At 45.2% G+C, this 23,213-nt stretch carries 14 protein-coding genes and 2 pseudogenes; 2 read left to right on the top strand and 14 right to left on the bottom strand.

Going from position 1 to position 23,213, the window contains the following annotated elements:
- Positions 1 to 38: 38 nt before the first annotated feature.
- The 3 genes from M1B78_RS11995 to M1B78_RS12005 all read right to left on the bottom strand — a co-directional run bounded on the left by M1B78_RS11995 (position 39) and on the right by M1B78_RS12005 (position 3,926).
- Positions 39 to 2,069 carry a tetratricopeptide repeat-containing sensor histidine kinase gene (locus tag M1B78_RS11995; RefSeq protein ID WP_257940781.1) on the bottom strand — a complete coding sequence of 677 codons (2,031 nt, stop codon included), beginning with the start codon at positions 2,067 to 2,069 and terminating at the stop codon, positions 39 to 41.
- Positions 2,070 to 2,659: 590 nt separating this feature from the next.
- Positions 2,660 to 3,778, bottom strand: a complete 1,119-nt coding sequence (locus M1B78_RS12000; protein WP_257940782.1) for a DUF2027 domain-containing protein — start codon at positions 3,776 to 3,778, stop codon at positions 2,660 to 2,662.
- A gap of 13 nt (positions 3,779 to 3,791) precedes the next feature.
- Positions 3,792 to 3,926, bottom strand: a complete 135-nt coding sequence (locus M1B78_RS12005) for a hypothetical protein (RefSeq protein WP_257940783.1) — start codon at positions 3,924 to 3,926, stop codon at positions 3,792 to 3,794.
- A 94-nt stretch (positions 3,927 to 4,020) separates the two neighbouring features.
- On the opposite strand from M1B78_RS12005, the gene M1B78_RS12010 reads away from it, so the two are divergent.
- Both M1B78_RS12010 and M1B78_RS12015 read left to right on the top strand, forming a co-directional pair.
- The gene (locus M1B78_RS12010) at positions 4,021 to 5,250 is read left to right on the top strand and encodes an S-adenosylmethionine:tRNA ribosyltransferase-isomerase (protein ID WP_257940784.1); all 1,230 of its coding nucleotides are present in this window, start codon (positions 4,021 to 4,023) and stop codon (positions 5,248 to 5,250) included.
- Positions 5,251 to 5,255: 5 nt separating this feature from the next.
- Positions 5,256 to 5,753 (top strand): NUDIX hydrolase, encoded by a 498-nt coding sequence (locus M1B78_RS12015; protein WP_257940785.1) that lies wholly within the window; start codon positions 5,256 to 5,258, stop codon positions 5,751 to 5,753.
- A gap of 78 nt (positions 5,754 to 5,831) precedes the next feature.
- Here the strand turns inward: M1B78_RS12015 and glmM are convergent, their stop codons facing one another.
- From glmM to M1B78_RS12070, 11 genes and pseudogenes are all read right to left on the bottom strand, one after another.
- Complete coding sequence (gene glmM / locus M1B78_RS12020; protein WP_136009046.1) at positions 5,832 to 7,220, bottom strand: phosphoglucosamine mutase; 1,389 nt, start codon at positions 7,218 to 7,220, stop codon at positions 5,832 to 5,834.
- A gap of 25 nt (positions 7,221 to 7,245) precedes the next feature.
- On the bottom strand, positions 7,246 to 7,851 hold the full coding sequence (locus M1B78_RS12025; RefSeq protein ID WP_005833312.1) for a DUF4827 domain-containing protein: 606 nt from the start codon (positions 7,849 to 7,851) through the stop codon (positions 7,246 to 7,248).
- A gap of 94 nt (positions 7,852 to 7,945) precedes the next feature.
- Positions 7,946 to 9,166: a cyclically-permuted mutarotase family protein gene (locus M1B78_RS12030; protein WP_136009048.1), complete on the bottom strand. Its 1,221-nt coding sequence runs from the start codon at positions 9,164 to 9,166 to the stop codon at positions 7,946 to 7,948.
- A gap of 92 nt (positions 9,167 to 9,258) precedes the next feature.
- Positions 9,259 to 10,896, bottom strand: coding sequence for a sialidase family protein (locus M1B78_RS12035; RefSeq protein WP_257940786.1), 1,638 nt, complete (start codon positions 10,894 to 10,896; stop codon positions 9,259 to 9,261).
- Between the two features lie 33 nt (positions 10,897 to 10,929).
- Positions 10,930 to 11,070, bottom strand: coding sequence for a hypothetical protein (locus M1B78_RS12040; RefSeq protein ID WP_257930721.1), 141 nt, complete (start codon positions 11,068 to 11,070; stop codon positions 10,930 to 10,932).
- Between the two features lie 237 nt (positions 11,071 to 11,307).
- A pseudogene (locus tag M1B78_RS12045) lies at positions 11,308 to 11,541 on the bottom strand (sulfatase-like hydrolase/transferase); the annotation flags it as partial.
- A 186-nt stretch (positions 11,542 to 11,727) separates the two neighbouring features.
- Positions 11,728 to 14,229, bottom strand: a complete 2,502-nt coding sequence (locus tag M1B78_RS12050; RefSeq protein ID WP_257940787.1) for a DUF4982 domain-containing protein — start codon at positions 14,227 to 14,229, stop codon at positions 11,728 to 11,730.
- Positions 14,230 to 14,236: 7 nt separating this feature from the next.
- Positions 14,237 to 16,480 carry a GH92 family glycosyl hydrolase gene (locus M1B78_RS12055; protein WP_257940793.1) on the bottom strand — a complete coding sequence of 748 codons (2,244 nt, stop codon included), beginning with the start codon at positions 16,478 to 16,480 and terminating at the stop codon, positions 14,237 to 14,239.
- 555 nt (positions 16,481 to 17,035) lie between these two features.
- A pseudogene (locus M1B78_RS12060) lies at positions 17,036 to 18,523 on the bottom strand (beta-N-acetylhexosaminidase); the annotation flags it as partial.
- A 15-nt stretch (positions 18,524 to 18,538) separates the two neighbouring features.
- Positions 18,539 to 20,860, bottom strand: a complete 2,322-nt coding sequence (locus M1B78_RS12065) for a GH92 family glycosyl hydrolase (protein WP_257940788.1) — start codon at positions 20,858 to 20,860, stop codon at positions 18,539 to 18,541.
- A gap of 22 nt (positions 20,861 to 20,882) precedes the next feature.
- Positions 20,883 to 23,207 (bottom strand): glycoside hydrolase family 20 protein, encoded by a 2,325-nt coding sequence (locus M1B78_RS12070; protein ID WP_257940789.1) that lies wholly within the window; start codon positions 23,205 to 23,207, stop codon positions 20,883 to 20,885.
- Positions 23,208 to 23,213: the final 6 nt, after the last annotated feature.

The following is a 23,213-nucleotide window of genomic DNA, read 5'->3' on the forward strand; positions in this document are numbered from 1 at the left end:
ATGACTATCCGTGCAAAAAACAAGATTAAACGGTTCTTTTAAATTCTATAATCATAGTTGTCAGGCAACCAGAAAGCCACCTCACATCCCATCTCACCACTCTGCAAAGAGACATTATACACTGAAACATCAATGGCTTCTTTGTTCTTATTGTTGAGAATCTGAATAGTCTGCATAATTACTTTCATTCCCGTGCCCGTACCCCGATACCGGCTGTCCGGACGATAACCGCCACCATTATCCGTTATCTTTATGCAAACACCGTTTCCTTGCCGACAAACCGCAACCCAAAGATTGCGTTCTCCTTCCTTCTCGCGCAGCGCATGCTTCACTGCATTTTCAACCGGAATTTGAATCATCATAGACAGAATCCTTATTTGTTCCGGATACACATCTTTTTCTATCTTCAGTTCTGAATGGAAATACGGACCTAAGGAACAACGCTCCAGGTCAATATATGTCTTCACAAAATCCACTTCCTCTGCCAAGGTTACGCACAGTTGTTCTGCCAATTCCAGATTCCGACGCATCAATTTTACCAAAGACGAAAGCCCCTGTCTTTCTTCCACACTTCGTCCTGTCATCTCCCGGTTCAAAACATTGAAGATGAAATGAGGGGACAAACGGTTACGAATATTCTCCAGACGAAGTGTAGAGACTGTGCGATGATTCCGTGCAAGCAACAAAGCACGTTTCTTTTTACTGTACAGATAAAGAAAAAAAGCTGTCAATATAGCTATAACGGCTATGGCAAATACAGCAACTTGTGTCCACCTTAGCACCAACATTTCGTTCTTCTGCTCCTGAAGCAAAACCCGATGTGCCATCAAGGTAGAATCTTGCTGATAACGCAAAGTCAGGTCTGCCGTATGCATCCGGACACGCTCGTTTCTGATAGAATCATCAAGTTGATTATTTCTTCGCAAATAGTAGTAAGCACTCTTATAATTGCCGGTTTCCTCGTAAAACTGCTGAAGGTATTTATTACGAATATGCACCATGTCAGGATCAATGCCCACAGGAACCATGCTCCGGGACAACAAACGACGCGCCTCTTGAAAGTCTTCTTGCATCAACGCCAGTTTTATACGTTGTGTATCAATATAATATAGCGCAGCCTTCACATCCATTTTTTCAAAAAAAGGCTGACATCCATTTATATATTTAACAGCAGAATCAGCTTCATGCAACTGAAGATAACAGTCGCCCAAATTCATCCGCCCCAAATTGAGCTCAAAGTTCATGTCAGAATATCCTTCGACCAGACCGACAACTTTCCGGAAATATTCTATCGCTGTCCGGTAATCTTCCCTATAATAGTAAGAAGTCCCTCTATTATTCAAATAAATATACTTCTCGTAAGGCAACATACTGTCATAGCTTTCTCCCGCAAGATTATAATAGTAATCACACAGGTCAAAATCACGCATGGTGACGTATACTTGCGCCAGACCATAATAAATGGGAGGCTTCTTGGAAGAAGACAAATGTAAAGAGTCGCACATCAACAAGGCCTTCCTATACCAGGCAGCCCCTACATTCAACTTCCCCAAACGGTTACTCGCATCGGCAAGATTCATCAAGATATCCGGTATTACTTCAACTTTAGTTCCCTTCATCCGCCGCTCATAAGACCTCCGGAAACAAAATTCGGCAGAATCCATCTTTCCCATACGTGCAAAGACATTTCCTTTCATATTGAAACATTCGGATTCCAAATCTGCCATCCCGGGAACCTCTTCCTGCCCTTCAATAAAACTGCTTAGCCGCCGAATCATCATCTGCGCCGAGTCAAGCTGTGTAGTGACCAGATAGGTCTTCATTACCATTGCCAGATAATTGTACTTGGCCAGACTGTCCTTTGCCTGTTCCATCCTTCGCAAGGCCTCTGTTCTAATCTTTCGAGGCACAATAGCCAAAGAATCTCCATTTATACGAGAAAATCTCTCAAAGGCTTTCATTTCAGTACATATCGTCTCTATATCCTCAGGCACACACGCCCCTAAGACCATAAGCCCTATCACCAAGCAAATGTAAAACCGGATTTGCCTATTCAACCCCTTTCTCATGTTTTTCGTAATTAGATTATCTGTTCAATACTGCTGCAAACTTAAAATATTTTTGCGAAATACCGTCAAGCATAAGGCGTATTTATCAACCACAAAAGAGCATACGTTACCGCTTTATTAAAACAAAACAAAAAAAATCACATTATAGTACAATATTTAGCTACATAAGCCACTAAAACAAGATTTTAGTACATTTCAAGCTTTTTCTCATTTTCTTATTCATATATTTTATTAATCACTTTTTGGGGTAAAGAATTGCGAATATACTCAATCAAAGAAAGGCTGTTTCCAAAAGAAAACAGTTCTTTTACATAATTTACAAGTTCTATGTTAGACAGTAGACAAATCATAGCAGATAGATATGAGCTACTCAAACAACTGGGAAGAGGAGGATTTTCTGAAGAGCGCAAGTACGCTGCATGCCGTATAGAAGAAGACTACAGAGATTTTCTAAAAGAAATGATGCAGTCCAATCTTTCCACTCAAGAAATACACATAAGGAAAAATACAAGAGTCAATGTCAGACTATAAATAATGAATAGGGCATTCCAATGTTTGAACTGCCCTATTCACTATTCAAATACTTGATTTTATTTAACCGTCACCATCGTCGCCCCGAATCCGTACTCCTGGAACGAAGCATCCTGATGGCGGCAGTCAGGATATTTACGTTTCAGCTCGTCCAGCAAGGCTTTACGCAGCACTCCATCTCCCTTGCCGTGAATAAAGACGATGCGTTGTTCGCGCTTTTTCTTGTACTGCTCCATCACTTCACGAAACTTATCCAGCTGGTAATTCAATATTTCGCTGTTGCTCATGCCGCAGGTGTCATCCAGCAACTCGCCGATATGCAGGTCAATCTCGACAATCCCATTCTTGCCACCACGCTTGACGACCGTCTGCGGTCTGGACGGAGTATCTGCCGTTTTTTTCTGTATCAAAGCCTCCTTCAGCTCCTCTGCCGAAACATACACCTGCTTGGCAGGCTGGTCATTCCGGACAATATCATACATCAATGCCGGAGTTTCAAAGAAATCCGTCTGCTGGAATGTATGCAGTTTATAGAACTTTACCATATCTATGCGGACTTCCACACTGACAGCCGGTTTCATTGTAAACGCACGGTTATCTTTGAATGCCACCAGTTGCACCATCACACGTTCACGGTCGTTCAACTCGGACTTTTCGAACTCCTCCAGCAGAAGTTTCGTATTCGGCTCTATCAAACCATGCGAACGGGCTGTCCAGGACTTTCCTTCAGCGCTCAAATAGGTGTAATACATATAATAATTACTGTCGTTCACCAAATATGCCTCGAAAGGTGTAGTGCTGACAGCCTTGATATCCTCCGGAACAAAAGCCAGAAAAACATTCAGGATATCCCCGCCTTTCATCTCGGGCTGACGATAAACGGATATCTGCGGTTTCTCCAAACGGACCGATTGAGGCTCTGAAACCTGAGAATCCATAGCAGACGCCCTTGCCGTAGCGGCGGCCGTACGCAATTGCTGCTCTTCTTCCCGCTTCTTCCTAGCTGCCGGAGTGGGGATATTATAATCATCGGTCTCTATCACCACACATTCGTTTATGGGCATCGGTATGTCAAAACCGTCGGCATCTTCCACCAACACGATGTTTTTCCCTTGAAATCCTGTCACAACACCGCCCCCAACTTCGCTGAGGAAACGTACTTTATCTCCTATCTTCATAATAACTTATCTTTTAGTTTGTCTTTTCCTGTTTTTTTGCCATCATGGTGGCAAAGTTTTGCCAATGGGATGGCAAAGTCGTGCCACCACGATGGCAAAGTCGTGCCATCCCGTTGGCAAAACCACGAACATAAAGGTCCGGTCTCATTTCTTCCTGCAAAGTTAGGAATTATTTCCCTTATTCTTCAAATCTTCCCAAATATCCGTACCTTTGCAGCCGATATAATAAAGAGAAAGCCATCATGAAAGAAGACCCCAGACATATCAGAATCAGCGAATTCAACTACCCGTTGCCGGACGAACGCATTGCAAAGTTCCCATTGTCCGTACGTGACCAGTCCAAACTGTTATTGTATCGCCACGGAGAAGTTTCAGAAGACAGATTCACTTCACTGCCGGAGTATCTGCCATCGGGAAGCCTGATGATATTCAACAATACCAAAGTCATCCAAGCACGTTTGCATTTCCGGAAAGAAACGGGGGCACTGATTGAAGTATTCTGCCTGGAACCCATACAGCCGAACGACTATGTCCTAAACTTCCAGCAAACCGAACATGTTGCCTGGCTCTGCATGGTCGGCAACCTGAAAAAGTGGAAGGAAGGCACGCTGAGACGTGAAATGACCGTGAAAGGCAAACCACTCACCCTGACCGCCGAACGGGGTGAATGTCACGGAACCAGCCATTGGGTAAACTTCCGCTGGAACAATCCGGAAGTGACTTTTGCCGACATTCTCGAAGTCTTCGGTGAATTGCCCATCCCTCCCTACTTGAACCGGGAGACCCAAGAAAGTGACAAAGAGACTTACCAGACTGTCTACTCCAAAATCAAAGGTTCGGTGGCTGCTCCTACAGCAGGACTGCATTTCACCCCACGCATATTGGACGCATTGCGCAATAAAGGGGTGGAACTGGAAGAATTGACACTCCATGTGGGAGCAGGCACCTTCAAACCGGTGAAAAGCGAAGAAATAGAAGGGCACGAAATGCATACGGAATACATCTCCGTCTCGCGCAACACATTGGAAAAACTCATAGCGCACGACGGCAAGGCAGTGGCTGTAGGGACAACTTCAGTGCGCACATTGGAAAGTCTTTATCACATTGGAGTCACTTTACTGAATAATCCCGAAGCCACAGAGGAAGACTTGCACGTCCGCCAATGGCAACCTTATGAAATATCTGGCGAGACTGCCGCCACCTCTGCAGTGGAAAGCCTGCAAGCCATTGTCGCCTATCTGGACAGACATAGCATGGAGACTCTGCATACCAGTACTCAAATCATCATCGCTCCGGGATATGAATACAAAATCGTGAAGGCTATGGTAACTAATTTCCACCAACCGCAAAGCACCTTGCTGCTGCTCGTATCAGCTTTCGTACACGGTGACTGGCAAAAGATTTATAATTATGCACTGGCAAATGATTTCCGTTTCCTGAGCTATGGAGATTCATCTTTATTAATACCTTAAGCACAATGAACTACGATAACAACCAAGAAATGTTCCCCCTTGTCGACGAACAAGGCAACATCATAGGCGCTGCCACCCGTGGCGAATGCCATAACGGCAGCAAACTGCTGCATCCGGTAATCCATCTTCATGTATTCAATTCCAAAGGTGAGCTGTATCTGCAGAAACGTCCCGAATGGAAAGACATACAACCGGGAGATACCTCAGTAGGCGGACACGTCGATTTAGGTGAAAATGTAGAGATGGCGCTGAAACGCGAAGTACGCGAAGAGCTCGGCATTACCGACTTTGTTCCCGAAACTATCATACGTTACGTCTTCGAATCTGCCCGCGAAAAGGAACTGGTCTTCGTGTACAAAACGGTCTACGACGGTGAAATACAGCCCAGCAACGAACTGGACGGAGGACGTTTCTGGGGCATTGATCAAATAAAAGAAAGCATAGGAAAGGAAGTCTTTACTCCAAACTTTGAAGAAGAGATAGAGAAAGTTATCGAATTGTAGCAGCAATAAATACTCCTTCAAAAAAAAGTCCCACTCTCCAAAAGAAAAGTGGGACATATAGCAGCATTACAATCAGCCTTATTTTGCCAGTTCTTCAATCACCTTCATAATCTGCTGGCCGATTTCCTCGGCAGCTTCCGGTGTGGCTGCTTCACTATAGACACGGATAATAGGTTCCGTATTACTCTTGCGCAGATGAACCCATTTGTCGGGGAAGTCAATCTTCACACCGTCTATATCATTGATTTCTTCATTCTTATACAGCTCCTTCACCTTAGCAAGAATAGCATCTACATCTGTTTCAGGAGTCAAGTCTACACGATTCTTTGCCATGAAGTATGCAGGATAGGATGCACGGAGTTCACTCACCTTCTTACCTTCGTGTGCCAGATGGCTCAAGAACAAGGCAATACCTACCAAGGCATCACGCCCATAGTGGCTGGCCGGATAGATTACCCCACCGTTTCCTTCACCACCGATAACGGCACCTACCTCCTTCATCTTGGTAGTCACATTCACTTCACCTACGGCGGAAGCGTAATATTCCTGTCCATACTTGCGGGTTACATCGCGCAAGGCACGGGTCGAGCTCAAATTGGATACTGTATTGCCCGGAGTATGTTTCAATACGTAGTCGGCAACCGTAACCAGCGTATATTCTTCACCGTACATCTTGCCGTCTTCGCAAATCATTGCCAGGCGGTCTACGTCAGGGTCTACAACAAATGCAACGTCTGCCTTCCCCCCTTTCATCAGGTTCATAATGTCACCCAAGTTCTTTTCCAAAGGCTCGGGATTATGCTGGAAGTTACCGGTCGGTTCGCAATAGAGCTTCTCTACGTGCTGAACGCCAAGTTGTTCAAGTAGTTGCGGCAAAATAATACCACCTACAGAATTTACACAATCAATGGCTACACGGAAGTTTGCCTTTCGGATAGCTTCCACATCTACGAGGTCAAGCGCCAATACGCTGTCGATGTGTTTCTGGTTGTAGCTTAAATCCTGACGGTACGAGCCAAGTTGGTCCACTTCGGCATAGTCGAATTCTTCGGCGGCGGCAATGCGGAGTACTTCCTGGCCTTCGGCAGCGTTCAGAAATTCGCCCTTTTCATTCAGCAGTTTCAACGCATTCCACTGCTTGGGATTGTGTGAGGCAGTCAGGATAATACCTCCACTGGCACCTTCCATGGTTACAGCCAGCTCAGTAGTCGGAGTAGAAGCCAAGTCAATGTCCACTACATCCCAGCCCATACCCATCAAGGTACCGACTACTACGTTCTTGACCATCTCACCGGAGATGCGGGCATCACGCCCTACTACAATTTTGTTACTTTTTACAGTACACGTCTTACGAATCAGGGTAGCATAAGCTGAAGTGAACTTCACAATGTCGAGCGGATTCAATCCCTCGCCGGCACCACCGCCAATGGTTCCGCGGATTCCGGAAATAGATTTGATTAGAGTCATAGGTTAATGATTTTAAATTTATAGGTTAGTTCCAAATTTGGAATTTATGAATATCATAGTAACAAGGATAAACCCTCTCCATAGCTTGTTGTTGCCCCATTTTAGAAGGAACGATTAATTTCACATGCGCCCTATCACGAACGTACTTCAAAGCCACCAGCCAGCCAGCAGGCACAGACGTACCATAGGCAAGACGCATAGAACCCTTTATGAAAATTCCGGCAATAGATGACGAGGTAACTGTATATTTGAATTCATCCAAATAATCCGGTATCGGTATATCCAGATTAGACATTAAATATCCAGACTGCAAATTCAGCTCTTCATAACGCACCAAAACCAAATCATTCGGTTTTATTGTATCCGCAGGATTCGTCGAACCTTTATCCACAATCTGCATATACACTCCGCTTGCCAGCTGCACATACTCATTCCTGCTTACATCCGTGGTCGAATCTTGCGCATAGAACTCACTTTGAGAAATAACGACAATGCTACTGTCTTTAATAAATGCTTTGATGGCATCTTTTTCTTCCTCAAGCATTTCAGCATAAGTCTTAGAATTATCGCATGCCTGAAAGGCTAAACAAACTGCAAGTAAGGCAAAAAAGAATAAAGTAAGTTTCTTCATTTCTGTTAGTTAGTAATTTCGTACAAAATAGAATGCGGCAAAGATAACAATTCTTTTTTATCCGATGGCATTTTTTATGAATTCTTCTTATTGTTTAAAACCGTCCTACAAGCTGTCCTGCAAGATACGACTTGGCTCCGGATTCTATCTTCACTATTTCCGGAGTACGGATACCCGGTTTCAGTTCTCCATTTATATTGAAAAACACATTACCATTTCCCACTAATGCGGCACCGGCACGGGCCGTCTGCGAAGAGCACACAACTTCTTTCCAGCAATCTTCTACCGTATTGTATATTAATATTTTGTCATTAAAACGATAAAATTCGGGCAACATAGTCATATAGGCTTTTGCCACAGATTTCAAGCTATCCACCGCCCGATTGTCCCCCTCGGCCAACGCCCGCTTCATCTTTTCTTCCCGTTTCAGGGCAGCTAGAAAAATATCTTTATTGACTCCGCCGGTACAGAGCACCAGACTGTCTCCACAGGCTATGCCGACACCACCGCCCAACGAAATTTCCACGGAATCTTTCCCCATAGGAACAGCCACCTGAGTCCATGTTCGTTCCCACGGATGATAAGAATAACCATCTAACGAAAGAGAGGCCGGACGTCCTTCGCCCGCACCGGCAAATCCACCCCATAAATACAAGCGATAATCCTTTCCCTTACGTTGCGCCACACACACCGACTGGGTACGGGGAGCACCCGGGAAGTCGGGCAATCGCGTCCATTCCGCATCCGGGTTGTCCAAATCCAAACAATACAATGCATTGGAAGGTGCTCCATTGACATTTCCTCCTACAATAAAAAGATAATGTTCCAATACTGCCCCTCCCATATTGTCTATCGTACAAGGCAAGGAAGGCAAGGTATCGACCATAGCCGTTGTAGCGTCCTTATCCAAGGAAATGCGAAACACGGAAGACAACGCACCGTTCTGATTCGTTCCACCCGCACAAATCACTCCCTGAGGGGTAGAGACAGACACACCATATGCAGCCTCCACCGGCAATTCTCCCACCTTTTTCCAAACAAGCAGCGAATCGGCCGACCCATCTGCCACATAAATTCCTTGATAGAACCTTTTCTTTCCACCTGCCGAGGCCGGTATTTCCGGAAAATTACAACCTCCTGCCATCAGCAGCCAACCATTATAGGTACCAGCATAACAGGCTGAAACGCCTAATTCAATCCCCATCTCCCCTGCAGGAGCACCTTGCATCTGCCTAACTGTCCAAACAAGTTCCTCTTTTACTTCGGGGGCAATGCATCCTGCCAATACAAGGCATAATATCCAAAACTTCTTCATCAATTTCTTTTTTTTACAAATAATAAAAATCTTTCCACTCTGATTAGGAAACCGGAGCAGAAAGATTTTTCCAACAACAAGAATAGGCAGGTTTACTTAACCAGTTCCTTCAGCTTCACTGTCTGGAAGGTCATATGTGCCACACTACTCTCATATAAGATTCCTACGGTTTCCTTATCCACCATACTCAGACAAGAATACCCCCATCCATGACCTTCATCCAGCAACACCTGATGTTCGGGCAACCATGTCTGTCCGCCATCAAGACTCACCTTAATAGTAATGTTGTTACGATTCTGAGTCGAATTAGGATTCGAGAATATAAGAATATCTTTTTTCAAGACATTATCCTTGGCTTTCACACTAATCAAGCTGGCCATACACACAGGCTCCTTCAAGGCCGTACGAGATGATTCATGCTCTTTCCATGTTTCTCCCAGGTCAGTTGTCGTATATACGGCACGACTCCCCCCCCTATTGTCACGCATATTCAGCATCAATACCCCCGGTTCTACTTCAGCCACCTGTGCTTCAGTGGTATTGGTACGTGCATGGTTATGTATTTTCCAAGTCTTTCCACCGTCTTTGCTATACATGATACCTGCATTGGGAATACGGTCTGCACCGATATACTGAATAGGAAATACCAATGTACCGTCGCTCATGGTAATGCCACGTCCCGGACCTTGCAGCAAGAAATACCAAGATGCATCTTTAACTTGCTCTGTCACATTAATGGGTTCAGACCAAGTCTTTCCGTCATCCGTACTTTTACTCATTACTAACTGTGCCGTGTGGTTCATATCCATTCCCGGATGCGAACTCCACCATGCACGTTGATTGCCCATGCCATGTGTCCAGGCAGCCACAATCCATATCGTATTGGTCTTGGTGTCTACCAGAATAGAGGGGTCTCCAACACCATTCTGTGCAGCAGGCAGTCCTCCTGTTTCACCAAAAGCCAAAGGCAAACGCATCTTTTCCCAAGTCTTTCCACCATCCGTACTGCGGCTGAGTCCTATATCTACATGCTCCTGCAAATCGACGCTGCTGTTATAACGCACATCATAGACACCCAGCAAAGTACCTTTATTAGTTGTCACCAGCCCCGGAATGCGAAATGCCGCCGAGTTGTCATCTCCAGCATGGCGCACTCCTACTCCCATACGGTGCTCGATACCATCGGGAGAAACCATCTTGATAGGAACCTCTTTCCCGTCCAATGTAACAGATGTCAGTTCGGCAGTCACTTTTGTATCCAACGGTGTACCAGGATTCATTTGCAAACTAACCCAGAAGAAATTCACGCCGGGGAAAAGTTTCTGACCGCTCTTCAACAACACTTCATTTTCCGGATTCTCCACTTGTGAGTTCTTGATTGAATAAGAAGGATTGGCCGCCAATGTGCCTCCCGGTTTATGACTGGAGATATACTCTACAGGAGCAAAACGTTTCTTACCTCTGTCTTGCAACGCCTCCGTACCTCCATAATAAAGTTTCACTGCCTGAATATCCGAAAGCTTCACTTCCTTGCCGAAATTTAAAACCACATCGTCCAAAGTCTGATTTTCTCCGGCATTGAAGCGGATATAAAACAAAACATTATCTTGTCTTTCAATCAGAATCGGAATACGTGTTTCACGAACAAATATAGAATCGGTAGCATGAATCACCTGAGTGACAGCACCCCACAAAAAGAAAAGAAAAAACAAGTTCAATACTTTTTTCATGATATTAATAGTTTTAAATAATAAAATCCGTTGTCATAACTGCGGCAATGTGGCCGGAAACAAATCATTGTCGGTATGTTCACGCAAAACAATATTCACCATTTGTTGCAGAATCTCAGGATGCTGCGCTGCAACATCAGTGTCTTCATAAATATCCTCCGCCAGATTATACAAATATTTTTTCCCTTTTTTATTATCAGCTTCCAGTTACCCATACTAATCTGGTCGGTTTCATGAAATTCCCGATGCAGAAATTCATGTTTTTGCTGACGGGCATCATCTCCCAACAAAGTGGACGCTAAAGATATGCCATCAAAGCAATCCCCTTTTATCTTCTTATTCAAGTATTTTTTGGGAGACCTTCTCTCACCAATCAATTCACAGAAAGTAGGCATCACATCATACAAAGCCAGCACTTACCGGACTACCGGCATAAGCTTGAGTAAAACGCATACCTTCTTGTGCCATTCGATTAAAATGGGGAGTCTGTATATATTTTTGGCCATAACATCCCAAATCCCCATATCCCATGTCATCACACAAAATAAAAACAATATTAGGCTTCAACGATTTATCAGCCGAATATACCCTCAACGTAGCGGAAAGGAAAATAGCACCTATCAGCAAAAAACGGGATTGTTTCATAATATGTTGATTCTATCAAAGGGTCTCTAATAACCAATCCATAATTTAAGAAAATCATTAAGATTCGCGCTTGCAAATATAAGCAATATTTAAATTTATAACAATGTATTAATAAAAATATTTATTTAAAATCCCCGTATTAGACAAACTGTGATATTTATCTAAATACGGGGATAATAATACAGATTACTTACTTTCCAGCTTCAATACCGCTTTTTTCAGTCCTTTGGCAGTGGCCTCAAGCAAGATGCTTCCCGGTTTATCGGTAACAGCCACGATGGCAGTCATCATACCGTTGAATACTTTCATTTTCGGAGTCTGGAAACTTTCCAATGAAGCGGGATTTCCGTTGGCACCTGCACGATAAAAACCGACTCCTTTTACATTGAAGCGAATCTCATTCTCAGCAAGAGGACAAAGATTACCATCTTTATCTACCACTTTTACGGTGACAAATGACAAATCCTCACCATCTGCACTGAGAACTGTACGATCTGCAACCAGTTCAATGTGGTGGGGAGCGCCGGCTGTGTGCATTTCTCTCTCAGCGACCGCTTTTCCATCTTTATCGTAGGCAACAACTTTTACACAGCCCGGTTCATATCTGGTATCCATCCACATCAGACGATAGCGCTGCTGCCGCTTGAAGTTGGCTGTGGAAGTAGAATCTTTACTGTTTTCCACCGTCACAGACAAATCCTTACTGCGCTTACCTTGGCTCTTGCCATTGATAAAGAGCTCTGCCGACGGATAGTTGGTATAGACAAACACCGGAGTCACCTCTCCTTCACGACCTTCCCAATTCCAATGAGGAAGTATATGCAAGGTTTCCTCTTCGGGATTCCAATGGCTGCGATAGAGGTAGAAACGGTCTTTGGGTAACCCGGCAAGGTCTATGATGCCGAAAAGCGAGGAATGGCTGGGCCAGTCGGTATAATAAGGAGTGGGCTCGCCCAGATAATCGAATCCAGTCCATACAAATTCTCCTATGCACCAGTTATTATCCTCATGCCAAATCCAATCATCTTCCGGTAAGTTACTCCAACCGCAATGTTCAACATCGTAGGAAGAAGACTGGTGGTCGGAATATTTCTGCATGGAACGGCGTTCCACAGGAAACTTATACACTCCACGGGAACTAACCGTAGAAGCGGTTTCACTGCCCAAAACAATACATTGAGGAAGTTTTTTGTAATTCTCCGAATACTTATGCGGACGATAATTAAACCCGGCCACATCCATCGTTGCCGCCATATTATTGTTGACTACGGCATCCGGAGCATCCATACCTTGAGTGACAAGACGTGTGGGGTCTTCACGATGACAAATGTCCTGAAGCATACGCGAAAGTTTCGGACCACGGTTTCTGTTCCACTGGTCGGGAACCTCATTGCCGATACACCACATCATGACACTGGGATTATTACGATAGTGGTGAACCAGATTTACCAAGTCCTTCTCCACCCATTCATCAAATATCTTATGATACCCGTTCTGCACTTTGGCACCTTTCCATTCATCGAAAGACTCTGCCATCACCATCATACCCATCTCGTCACAGGCACGAATCAATTCGGGGGCAGGCATGTTATGGGAAGTACGGATGGCGTTGCAACCCATATCCTTCAATATACGAATCTGACGACGAATACCCGCTTCGTTGGCTATTCCTCCCAGAGGTCCTAAGTCATGGTGGTTACATACCCCTTTGAATTTCGTCACCTTTCCGTTCAGGAAGAAGCCTTTATCAGGAATAAGTTCTATCGTACGGATACCAAAACGGGTCGCATACTCATCTTTCAGAACCTCACCCTCATAAATCTTGGTCTCAGCCGTGTAGAGTACAGGAGCGTCGGGCGACCATAAAGAAGGATTGTAGACCACAAAATTCTGGTTGAAGAAAGTACCGTCCAGTTTATCACCCGGTCTGTCGTCCGAAGAGAGCATTTTGCCTTCCGCATTTTTAATTTGGGTTACAATGCGGTAATCAGACACATTTTTACCGACAGGCATCGTCAATTCTGTCTTCACATTGATTCTGGCAAATCCTTCTTCCACTACCGGAGTAGTAACTACAGTGCCCCATACCGGAATATGCGCCTCTTCATTGATGACAAGATGCACATTGCGGTACAATCCCGCTCCCGGATACCAACGGGAAGACTCCGGTTCGTTCTCCAAACGCACGGCAAGCGTGTTCACTTCGTTCTCTTTCAAATAAGGTGTAACATCCATAAAGAAAGAATTATAACCGTAAGGCCAATATCCGGCCTTTTGTCCATTTACATAAACATGCGCATGACTCATGGCACCGTCAAACACCAGAGTCGCCTTTTTGCCTTTTGCAAAAGCAGGAGCCTCAAAATTCAAGCGATACCATCCCACCCCAACAAAAGGTAATCCTCCTGTACGTCCGGCATGTTCCATCGCTTCTTTCTGACCATCCTGGGCAATAGCTACATTTTGCTTGTCATTGTTGATGCTGAAAGGACCATAAATAGCCCAATCGTGCGGCACCGTCACAGACTGCCATTTGATATCATTGTAAGTGCGACTACTGAAATCCTTGCTGTCTTCACGAGTGAACTTCCATCCTTTCTTGAAAGTCTGCACAGTACGTACTTGTGCCTGAAGCAGCAGAGGAACAGCCAACATAAAAATAGCTGCAAGTTTAAAAATTCGGTTCATATCATTTTCATTTATTGTTTTCATTCATTTTATTGTTTTTGCTCATTTCAAACACCAACTCCCCAGCATGCACCAATTCATCGTGAGTGATACGGAAACCATTGTGTTTTACTCCATCCAACTTCACCTCCTTAATGTAATCCGAATTGGAAGACTTGCGAATCACCAGTTTATCCTCCTTATAATAACGCGAATCCAAACTGAGAGTTACTTTATCGAAAGCCGGTGTCGTAAGGGTATAGTCCGGAGTGCCGGGACAATCCGGATAGAAACCTATCATGCTAAAAATAGCCCATGCAGACATCGTACCTGTATCATCATTACCCGGGATACCATTTGGCTTATCCGTAAAATAGCGTGCCAACAATTCTTTTACTAGTTTTTGAGTACGCCATTCTTCTCCAGGGAAATAGCTGAAAAGATAAGGATAAGCAATGTCCGGTTCATTAGCAGGATCATACAGTCCTTCATCAAACACTTTCTGAAGTTTGTCCACGAAGTTTTTCCTGCCCCCCATCAGTTTGGCAAGCCCCAACACATCATGAGGCACATAAAATGTATAGTTCCAGGAATTTCCTTCGTGAAAACCCGGACTGGGTGCGAAATTTGCTCCTTCCATGGGATCGAAAGGCGAATAGAACTTTCCATCCGGCAGGATGGGACGAAGCGTACCGAACTCGCGACAATAATAATGCTTATAACCCATAGAGCGTTTGTAAAAAAGCTCCGCATCCTCCTTTTTACCTAATGCCTTTGCTAAACGAGAAAGAGCATAGTCTGCAATATAGTATTCCAACGCATGCGAAACCGAATTGTCATACTGCTCACGCAAAGGAACATAACCCAGTGAATAATAATCATCAGCATCCGGACGCATCAGATTCTCTTTACCGGGTAAAGTAGCCGACTTGTACATCGCCTCATACGCTGTTGCGACATCAAAATCGCGCAAGCCTTTCATCCAAGTATCCACAATTACGGGAATGGAAGGATCGCCTTCCATCGTAAGCGTTTCACGACCATAAAGTTCCCATTTTGGCAACCAACCATGTTCACGATACATATCTATCATGGTACGTACCATATCAAGCTGACGATCGGGGAAGAGCAAAGTCATCAATTGATGAACGTTCCGATAAGTATCCCATAAAGAGAATACGGTATAGCGGTTTCCTCTCACCGTGCGGATTTCGTCACCTTCCATGACCGGATACTGCCCGTTGACGTCTTGCAAAGTATTCGGATGAATCAGAAAATGATACAACGCGGTATAGAACACACGACGTTGCTCCTCCGTTCCACCCTCTACCAGCACCCGGCTGAGGTCATCGTTCCAAGCTTGACGTGCGGCAGTGTGCAGTTCTTCAAAACTTTTTCCCGACTGTTCTGCCTCCAAGTTCTGCCGTGCATTGTCAATGCTCACAAAAGAGACTCCCATACTTACTTCTACCTGTTCGTTACTCTCAGCGTCGAAAGTAAACCATACACCAATGTCATCCCCGCTCATTTCTTTGGTATAATGCGGATAAAGTTTACGAGTCCCCGATGTATTGTCCCATTGAGCCTCCACACCCATCTTACGCATCTGCTTCCAATAGCCCTTCGTTTTTGGAGTTTTATTTATCTTCATTACGAAATAGACCGGAAATACTGCATTGGGATTATAACAGAAAGTTCCCAGTAACTTGCTTCCCTCAATTTCCGTATCACTCACAAAACGGACGGTAGCACCACTTTCATTGGTCAGTCCCTCGCCCAAATTCAGCAAAACATTTCCTTGTCCGGCCGGGAAGGTGAAACGGGTACGACCTGTACGGGAAGTAGCAGTAACCTCAGTCTTTATACCATATTTGGTCAAGTAGTTGGTATAGTAACCGGGAGTAGCCTGTTCGTCTCTATAAGAACTGCCATATTGCAGATAATCCACATTCAACTCACCCGCAGTAGGCATCAACAGCAACGAACCCAATTCGGGGCATCCTACACCACTGAGGTTGACATGCGCATAGCCGGTAAAATAGGTATTCTTATACTCGTATGGGGTAGACCACCAACGACTGTCTTTGTCAATGTTACCGTTCACAGCTCCCATCACATTGAAAGGAACTACCGACATCATTCCTTGCGGACACACTGCGCCCGGGTTAGTAGTGCCATAATTGGTAGTACCCACAAAAGGATTCACATAATCCACCGGTTGTCTGGCACCACCATCCACCACTATCTCGTCCGTAAATATCCACCCGCCAATCTTCTTGTCGGAACGTGCCTGATAGCGGATATAACGGGCGCGTGTCTCTCCTTTCCAGCCGTAATTTTTGAAACAAACGACCGAGTCCTTAGACACAATGTTCTTCAGATGCGTCAGTTCTGTAAAATTCACGTTATCAAGCGAAACAGAAATAATAACCTCAGCAGGAAGGAAAATCTCCGGCCCTACCACCTGCATAAAATCTGCACAGACTGACCTGATTTCATCTTCTTCTTCCAAATCAATAGTCACGTCCAGCCGATTGTGCGAAATAAAACCCTGCCATGCACCATCTACGTTAGTCCATCCACCACGAATACCGTCAGTCAACGTTTTTTCTCCCTGCGCTTTATAATACTCACTATAAGGTGCATTATACTTCACCGGTTTGCCAAACGCCAGATGCCGAATCGGATGGAGAGATTCCGGACGGTTGCCAATCTCGTCTTTCAGTTGGAAAGGATGATAACCAGCAGCTTCCAATCGTTCTACCTCGCGCAAGGCACTACGATGAAAATCCAAGTACGATTTACGTTCCGGCATGCTCCAAGCTACTTCGGAAAGTGCCAGAATACGGGGATATATCATACTCTCATAATGTTCATCAGTAGGTATATACTCCGCCCACAAATTGGCCTGCACACCATATAGAAGTTTAACATCTTCCTGAGTAAACGAAGCGGGAACAGGATTATACGAATAGACCTTGGACAATGGCAGATAACCGCCTATTGCCTCCGGTTGCGAGTAAGGCGCGTCCTGATAACTGTCAAAATAGCAATATGCCCCCGGAGTCATCACGGCACGGTGACCGGATTTTACGGCTTTTAGACCTCCTTCTTCACCACGCCAAGACATTACGGTGGCATTGGGTGCCAAACCGCCTTCCATAATTTCATCCCACCCCAACAGTTTGCGGCCATGCTTGTTCAGAAATACCTCCATACGGTGAATGAGGTAACTTTGTAATTCATTCAGATTCTTTAATCCCTCATTCTTCATACGCTGTTGGCACTTAGGACAACTTTTCCAAGCCTGTTTGCCAGCTTCGTCACCTCCCACGTGGATATACTCGGAGGGGAAGAGTGCCATCACCTCTGTCAGCACATCTTGCAGAAAAGCAAATGTCTGTTCGTTGCCGACACAAAAATCCGCACTGGCATAAGGCTTTCCCTGACATGAGAGTTCAGGATAAGCCGCCAAAGCTTCTTCCGAATGAGCCGGCATTTCTATTTCAGGTATAATGGTGATATGTCGTTCTGCTGCATAACGCACCAGTTCACGAATATCCTCCTGGGTATAATAACCGCCATAAGCTTCAGAATCTGTACCTTCGCAATATTTACGCCCATCGGGAGCATTCCACCACTCCTTCCAGATACTTTCAGGACGCCATGCGGCCAGTTCCGTAAGCCGGGGATATTTCTTGATCTCGATTCTCCACCCGGCGGCATCCGTCAAATGCAGATGCAAGCGATTGATTTTATAATATGCCAAAGCATCTATCTGCTTCATCAAGAACTCCTTGCTACGAAAATGCCGTGAGACATCAATCATCAAGCCACGATAGTCGAAACGGGGCGCATCTTCTATCCGGACGGCAGCCACTTGCCAAAGGTTCTCTCCGGCAGGTTCAGCCAACTGAAGCAAGGTCTGCAAGCCATAAAACAGTCCGGCATCCGTAGCTGAAGAGATAGTAATTCCCCCAATGTTCACATCCAGCACATACCCCTCTTCAGAAGAGACGCCTGACACTGGGCGTTTTTGGAGGGAAATCGTATTTCCTTCGGCGCGGTTCGCCACATATACTTTTCTGTTCAAAAAAGAAGGTTGGGAAGAGAGATAGGCTATCAGCCGTTCTCTCTCCTCTCCTTGCAGATTAGTACAAAATTTGGTGTCTTTGGTGATACAGAACATGCCGTTCTGTTGCTCCACTTGCCGCGGCACAGGAATGACTCTTTGCGCCGACAAACTTCCACAAAAAAGAAGAGCAGTCAACAGAAAGACACTAATTGTTGTTTTTGTAAAATACATATCAAACATGTTTAGCAAATTATACTATTCCGCCCCCCACTTTGTCGGTTGATTGGTCATCACCACTTGCAGGGTACCTCCCTCCATCAGTTGCTGATGGGTAAAATAAGGTTTCGACAACACCGTTCTGTTCAAAACGGCACTCTCAATATACTTGTTTTCCGCTGAGTTGTTTTGAACTACAATTTTAAACTCCTTACCCTGAGGCAAGCGGATTGTAATCGCATCAAACAAAGGACGACCGATGGAATATTCCGGATTACCAGGACAGAGTTGATAAAAACCCATGGCATTTAGCACATACCAAGCAGACATTTGTCCGCAATCTTCATTGCCGGAAAGTCCATTGGGATTGTTGAAATACTGGCTATGAAGCACACTATCCACCAAAGCTTGAGTTTTCCAAGGCTGCCCTACCTTATTATATAGATGCAGAATGTGATGGCTTGGCTCATTTCCATGAGCATACTGCCCTATCAATCCAGATATATCGGCAGAAGTCTGGTCACCTTCCAAAGTCGAGTCGGCAGTGAACAAGGAATCCAATTTGGCGATAAAGCCCTCACGCCCCCCCATTAGTTCTACCAGTCCTTCTACATCCTGCGGCACAAACCATGTCCATTGCCAAGCTGTACCTTCACAATAGTCATCTTCGCGATGATTACTGGAACGGGGATTGAACGGAGTACGCCATTTTCCCTCCAAATCTTTTCCGCGCATGAAGCGCACCCCCGAATCGAAATAATGACGATAGGAACGACCGAATTCTGCATAACGATGCTGTGTAGCCGTATCGCCCAAGGCCTCTGCCAACTGACTGATGCACCAGTCGTTGTACGCATATTCCAATCCTTTCGCCACCGATTCATTCTCTTTGTCGCAAGGCACATACCCCAATGTATTCTTATAGTATTTAGAAATAGGCATCAAAGCAGCATGTTTCAGGTAATCGGTGGTGGCGATGGGTGCCAACGTATCGTACTCGGCACTACGTAAACAAGCTTCCAAAGCCAATCGAGCATCAAAGCCACGGTCGCCTTTCATATACGCATCTACAATAACCGGCACTGCATGGTAACCAATCATCGTACCGGTATAGTTACCTGCCAGTTCCCACATCGGCAAGATACCTCCATCCTGATACTGTTTCAACAAAGCATTGATGAAACGGGTATTTTGCTCCGGCTCAATGATAGTGAGCAACGGATGCAGGGCACGGAACGTATCCCATAGGGAGAAAATGGTGTACATAGGCTTATCTGACTCAGCAGTATGTATCTCACGGTCTAAACCACGATACCGTCCATCGATGTCAGTAAACAGACTTGGAGAAATACCAGTATGATAAAGCGCCGTATAGAACACGGTCTTCTGATCAACATTACCACCCTCAACATCTATCTTACCCAAATACTCATTCCAGTCACGACGGGCATCAGCCTTCACCCGCTCAAAGTTCCATCCCGGAATCTCTGCCAAGTTTTTCTTTGCTCCTTCCCCATCTACCGAAGAGAGTGCCACCTTCACCAGAACCTGTTCATCCTTGGCAGTCGCGAAATGGAGCAATGCTTTCTTCACTGGCAAAACACGCTTTCCGTCCGGATGAAGAATAGAATCGGTCAGAATATCACACGTGAAAGGCTTCGAGAATACTGCTTCAAAATAGACATCGTGTCTCCACGCCCAACTGTTGGTATTCTTATACCCCCGCAACGTAGAATCATTTACCACTTCCAAAGAGAGAGCACGATTGTACTGCCCTTGCAGGGAATAATCCAAGTCCAAGATAAAGCCCGCCTCACTGCTTTCAGGAAAAGTATAGCGGTGCAATGCTACCCTCGAAGTGGAAGTCAGTTCCGCTTTCACCCCATATGTCTCAAGGAACACAGAATAGTAACCGGGAGCAGCCACCTCACTTTGATGACGGAACCGGGAAGCATAGGGTAATGTCTGAGCAGGAGAACCTCCCGTTGCGGCAAAGGAGACATCTGAAGAAGCTACCTCCTCAGAAAGGACAGTTTGCTGCTTGCCTACAGTAGGCATCAATAGAATCTCACCATAATCGCCACACCCTGTTCCACTGAGATGAAGATGTGAAAAGCCATTGATTACAGTATCCGTATCATAATAGCCCGAGCAAGCATCCCAACCGTAAATACGGGTATCAGGTCCCGGTTGTATCATTCCATTGGGAACAACAGCACCGGGGAACGTGTGTCCATGTCCTCCGGTGCCAATAAACGGATTGACGTAATCCGCATAATCCTTCTGTACGGCATTTGCGCCACAACTTGTAAGGAGTGCCCCAAAAGCCACTCCCCACAAGTATTTATCCACTAATTTCATCTTTCTGTTATCATTATTTCTTTTACTCGATTACAATCTCGTCAACAAACAAGAAACCAAAATTACCCTTTCCACCATGCCAAGCAGGAATAGAGCGTTCTGAAAGTCCCAAAACGCGTACATAACGGGTTTTTACGGGCGCAAAAGTCTGTTTATGCTCATACAATCCGTTACGATCGGTCTCCTTCATCTCCGGATACTCTTCAGAAAAGACTTTCGTAAAATTCTCCCCATCATCGGATACTTCAATAGTAATGCCACGCACATCAAACACCCAATCCCCCTTCTCTACACAAGTAGAGAAAGCCACACTGGATATTTCAGTAGGCTGCTGCAAGTCGATAGTCACATCCATATCATTGCGGTAGAAAGCAATCCAACGACCGGTCTTATAGTTACCATTACCTTTCAATCCGTCAGTTAAAGTAGATACGCCTTTAAACTCGTATTGTTTGTTCACCGGCTGGTTAGCCACGATGGATTTGCAAGTAGATTTGCTGAAAACCACTTTCTCTGAAAAGATGCGACTATTGCCCGAAGGGCGTACAGCTACTGCCTGGAGTATACAGTTTTCTTTGATGGAAAGCACACTGTCGGCCATCGGAGAAGCGGAAGTGGGCTCCGTCCCGTCCAATGTATAATGAATGGGAGCATCATCAATCGTCTTCATACGTACCTCTACGACACCGGTCTCCGCATTAGCCTGGAAATCGGCAGTTACGTCGAACACATGTTTTGCATAGTTGTAACCCTCGGTCTGATACAGACTGATGAGTTGCGGCAAACGAGTCAGGAAGTTCTGGTAATCCTTCTTGTCAGCCTGGCTCCACTGTATTTCGCAGAGAGCTGCCCAGCGAGGCAATGCCATGTATTGCAACTGCGAGAATGTAGGAATGTATTCAGTCCAATGATTGGCTTGAACACCTACAATATATTTCTGTTCTTCCTGAGTGAGCGAACGGGGCATCGGCTCATAGCTGTAAACGCGTTCCAACGGCAGGTAACCACCAATGGCCATAGGCTCGTTCTCTGTATCCTTAGTCTGATAATAATCAAAGTAGAGATAAGTGTTCGGAGTCATAATCACATCATGATGTTGCTTGGCAGCTTCGATACCTCCACCTTCGCCACGCCAAGACATCACGGTGGCATTCGGCGCCAGACCACCTTCCAATGTTTCGTCCCAACCTATCATCTGGCGACCATGCGCATTCAGAAACTTTTCACCATGATTAATGATAAAGCTTTGCAGATACTCTTCCTTGCTATGCTTATCATCAGACTTGATGCCCAGAGCTTTGATACGCGCCTGGCACTTGGAACAAGATTTCCATTTCACCTTCGGGCATTCATCACCACCGATGTGTATATATTCCGAGGGAAATATATCTATTATTTCTGCCAAAACATCGTCAATGAAAGTCAGCACACTGTCATTTCCTGCGCAAAGCACGTTATCAGACACTCCCCAGATAGTCCACACGTCATACGGACCACCCGTACATCCCAGTTGCGGATAGGCAGCCAATGCAGCCTGCATGTGTCCTGGAAGGTCTATCTCAGGAACTACCGTAATATAACGTTCGGCAGCGTATGCCACAATTTCCCTTGCCTCCTCCTGCGTATAGAATCCTCCATAAGGCTTGCCGTCATATTCACCTGAATTATGGCCAATAACGGTTTCCTTTCGCTGAGAACCGATTTCAGTAAGCAACGGATATTTTTTAATCTCAATACGCCAGCCTTGGTCATCAGTGATGTGCCAATGCAAACGATTCATGTTGTGCAATGCCATCATATCAATGAAACTTTTCACCTCCTCCACTGTAAAGAAGTGACGGCTTACGTCAAAGTGAGCACCACGATAATCGAAACGGGGAGCATCACTAATTTCCACATAAGACAGCACAGGAGTACTGTTTTCCAATACGGGGATAGACTTGCGCAACGTCTGAATACCGTAGAAGACACCCGCCTCGCTTGCACCCGAAATCACAACTCCTTCCGCATTTACTTTCAACTGATAAGCTTCCGGTTTTTCAACATCCGAAACCACCTGAAGCAAGATATTCCCCTTACCTTCAGTACCAGTTTCAATCTGATACACCTTACCAGTAGCCTTTTTCAGATAGCCAGCCAAATACTGAGCATTGCGCTGCATAGCCTCATTTCCTTCCGGATAAATAATTTTAACATTATTATTCAATGCAAACTCACCATTGGCAGCCATCACTATTTCCTGAGGGATAGGAATCACTTGGTAATTCGCTGCTGTTTTCTCACCGGAACATGAACACAACCATCCGGTCATGGCAATCGCCGTTGCCATCTTCAATAGGTTTTTCATCTTGAT

The sequence above is a fragment of the Bacteroides muris (ex Fokt et al. 2023) genome, from assembly GCF_024704895.1.
In the GTDB taxonomy this organism is placed as follows: Bacteria; Bacteroidota; Bacteroidia; order Bacteroidales; family Bacteroidaceae; genus Bacteroides; species Bacteroides muris.

Coding starts and splice junctions, on each gene's coding strand:
- M1B78_RS11995 (WP_257940781.1), bottom strand. CDS start 2,069: ATGAGAAAGGGGTTGAATAGGCAAATCCGGTTTTACATTTGCTTGGTG.
- M1B78_RS12000 (WP_257940782.1), bottom strand. CDS start 3,778: ATGAAGATAGGAGATAAAGTACGTTTCCTCAGCGAAGTTGGGGGCGGT.
- M1B78_RS12005 (WP_257940783.1), bottom strand. CDS start 3,926: ATGAGACCGGACCTTTATGTTCGTGGTTTTGCCAACGGGATGGCACGA.
- M1B78_RS12010 (WP_257940784.1), top strand. CDS start 4,021: ATGAAAGAAGACCCCAGACATATCAGAATCAGCGAATTCAACTACCCG.
- M1B78_RS12015 (WP_257940785.1), top strand. CDS start 5,256: ATGAACTACGATAACAACCAAGAAATGTTCCCCCTTGTCGACGAACAA.
- glmM (WP_136009046.1), bottom strand. CDS start 7,220: ATGACTCTAATCAAATCTATTTCCGGAATCCGCGGAACCATTGGCGGT.
- M1B78_RS12025 (WP_005833312.1), bottom strand. CDS start 7,851: ATGAAGAAACTTACTTTATTCTTTTTTGCCTTACTTGCAGTTTGTTTA.
- M1B78_RS12030 (WP_136009048.1), bottom strand. CDS start 9,166: ATGAAGAAGTTTTGGATATTATGCCTTGTATTGGCAGGATGCATTGCC.
- M1B78_RS12035 (WP_257940786.1), bottom strand. CDS start 10,896: ATGAAAAAAGTATTGAACTTGTTTTTTCTTTTCTTTTTGTGGGGTGCT.
- M1B78_RS12050 (WP_257940787.1), bottom strand. CDS start 14,229: ATGAACCGAATTTTTAAACTTGCAGCTATTTTTATGTTGGCTGTTCCT.
- M1B78_RS12065 (WP_257940788.1), bottom strand. CDS start 20,860: ATGAAATTAGTGGATAAATACTTGTGGGGAGTGGCTTTTGGGGCACTC.
- M1B78_RS12070 (WP_257940789.1), bottom strand. CDS start 23,207: ATGAAAAACCTATTGAAGATGGCAACGGCGATTGCCATGACCGGATGG.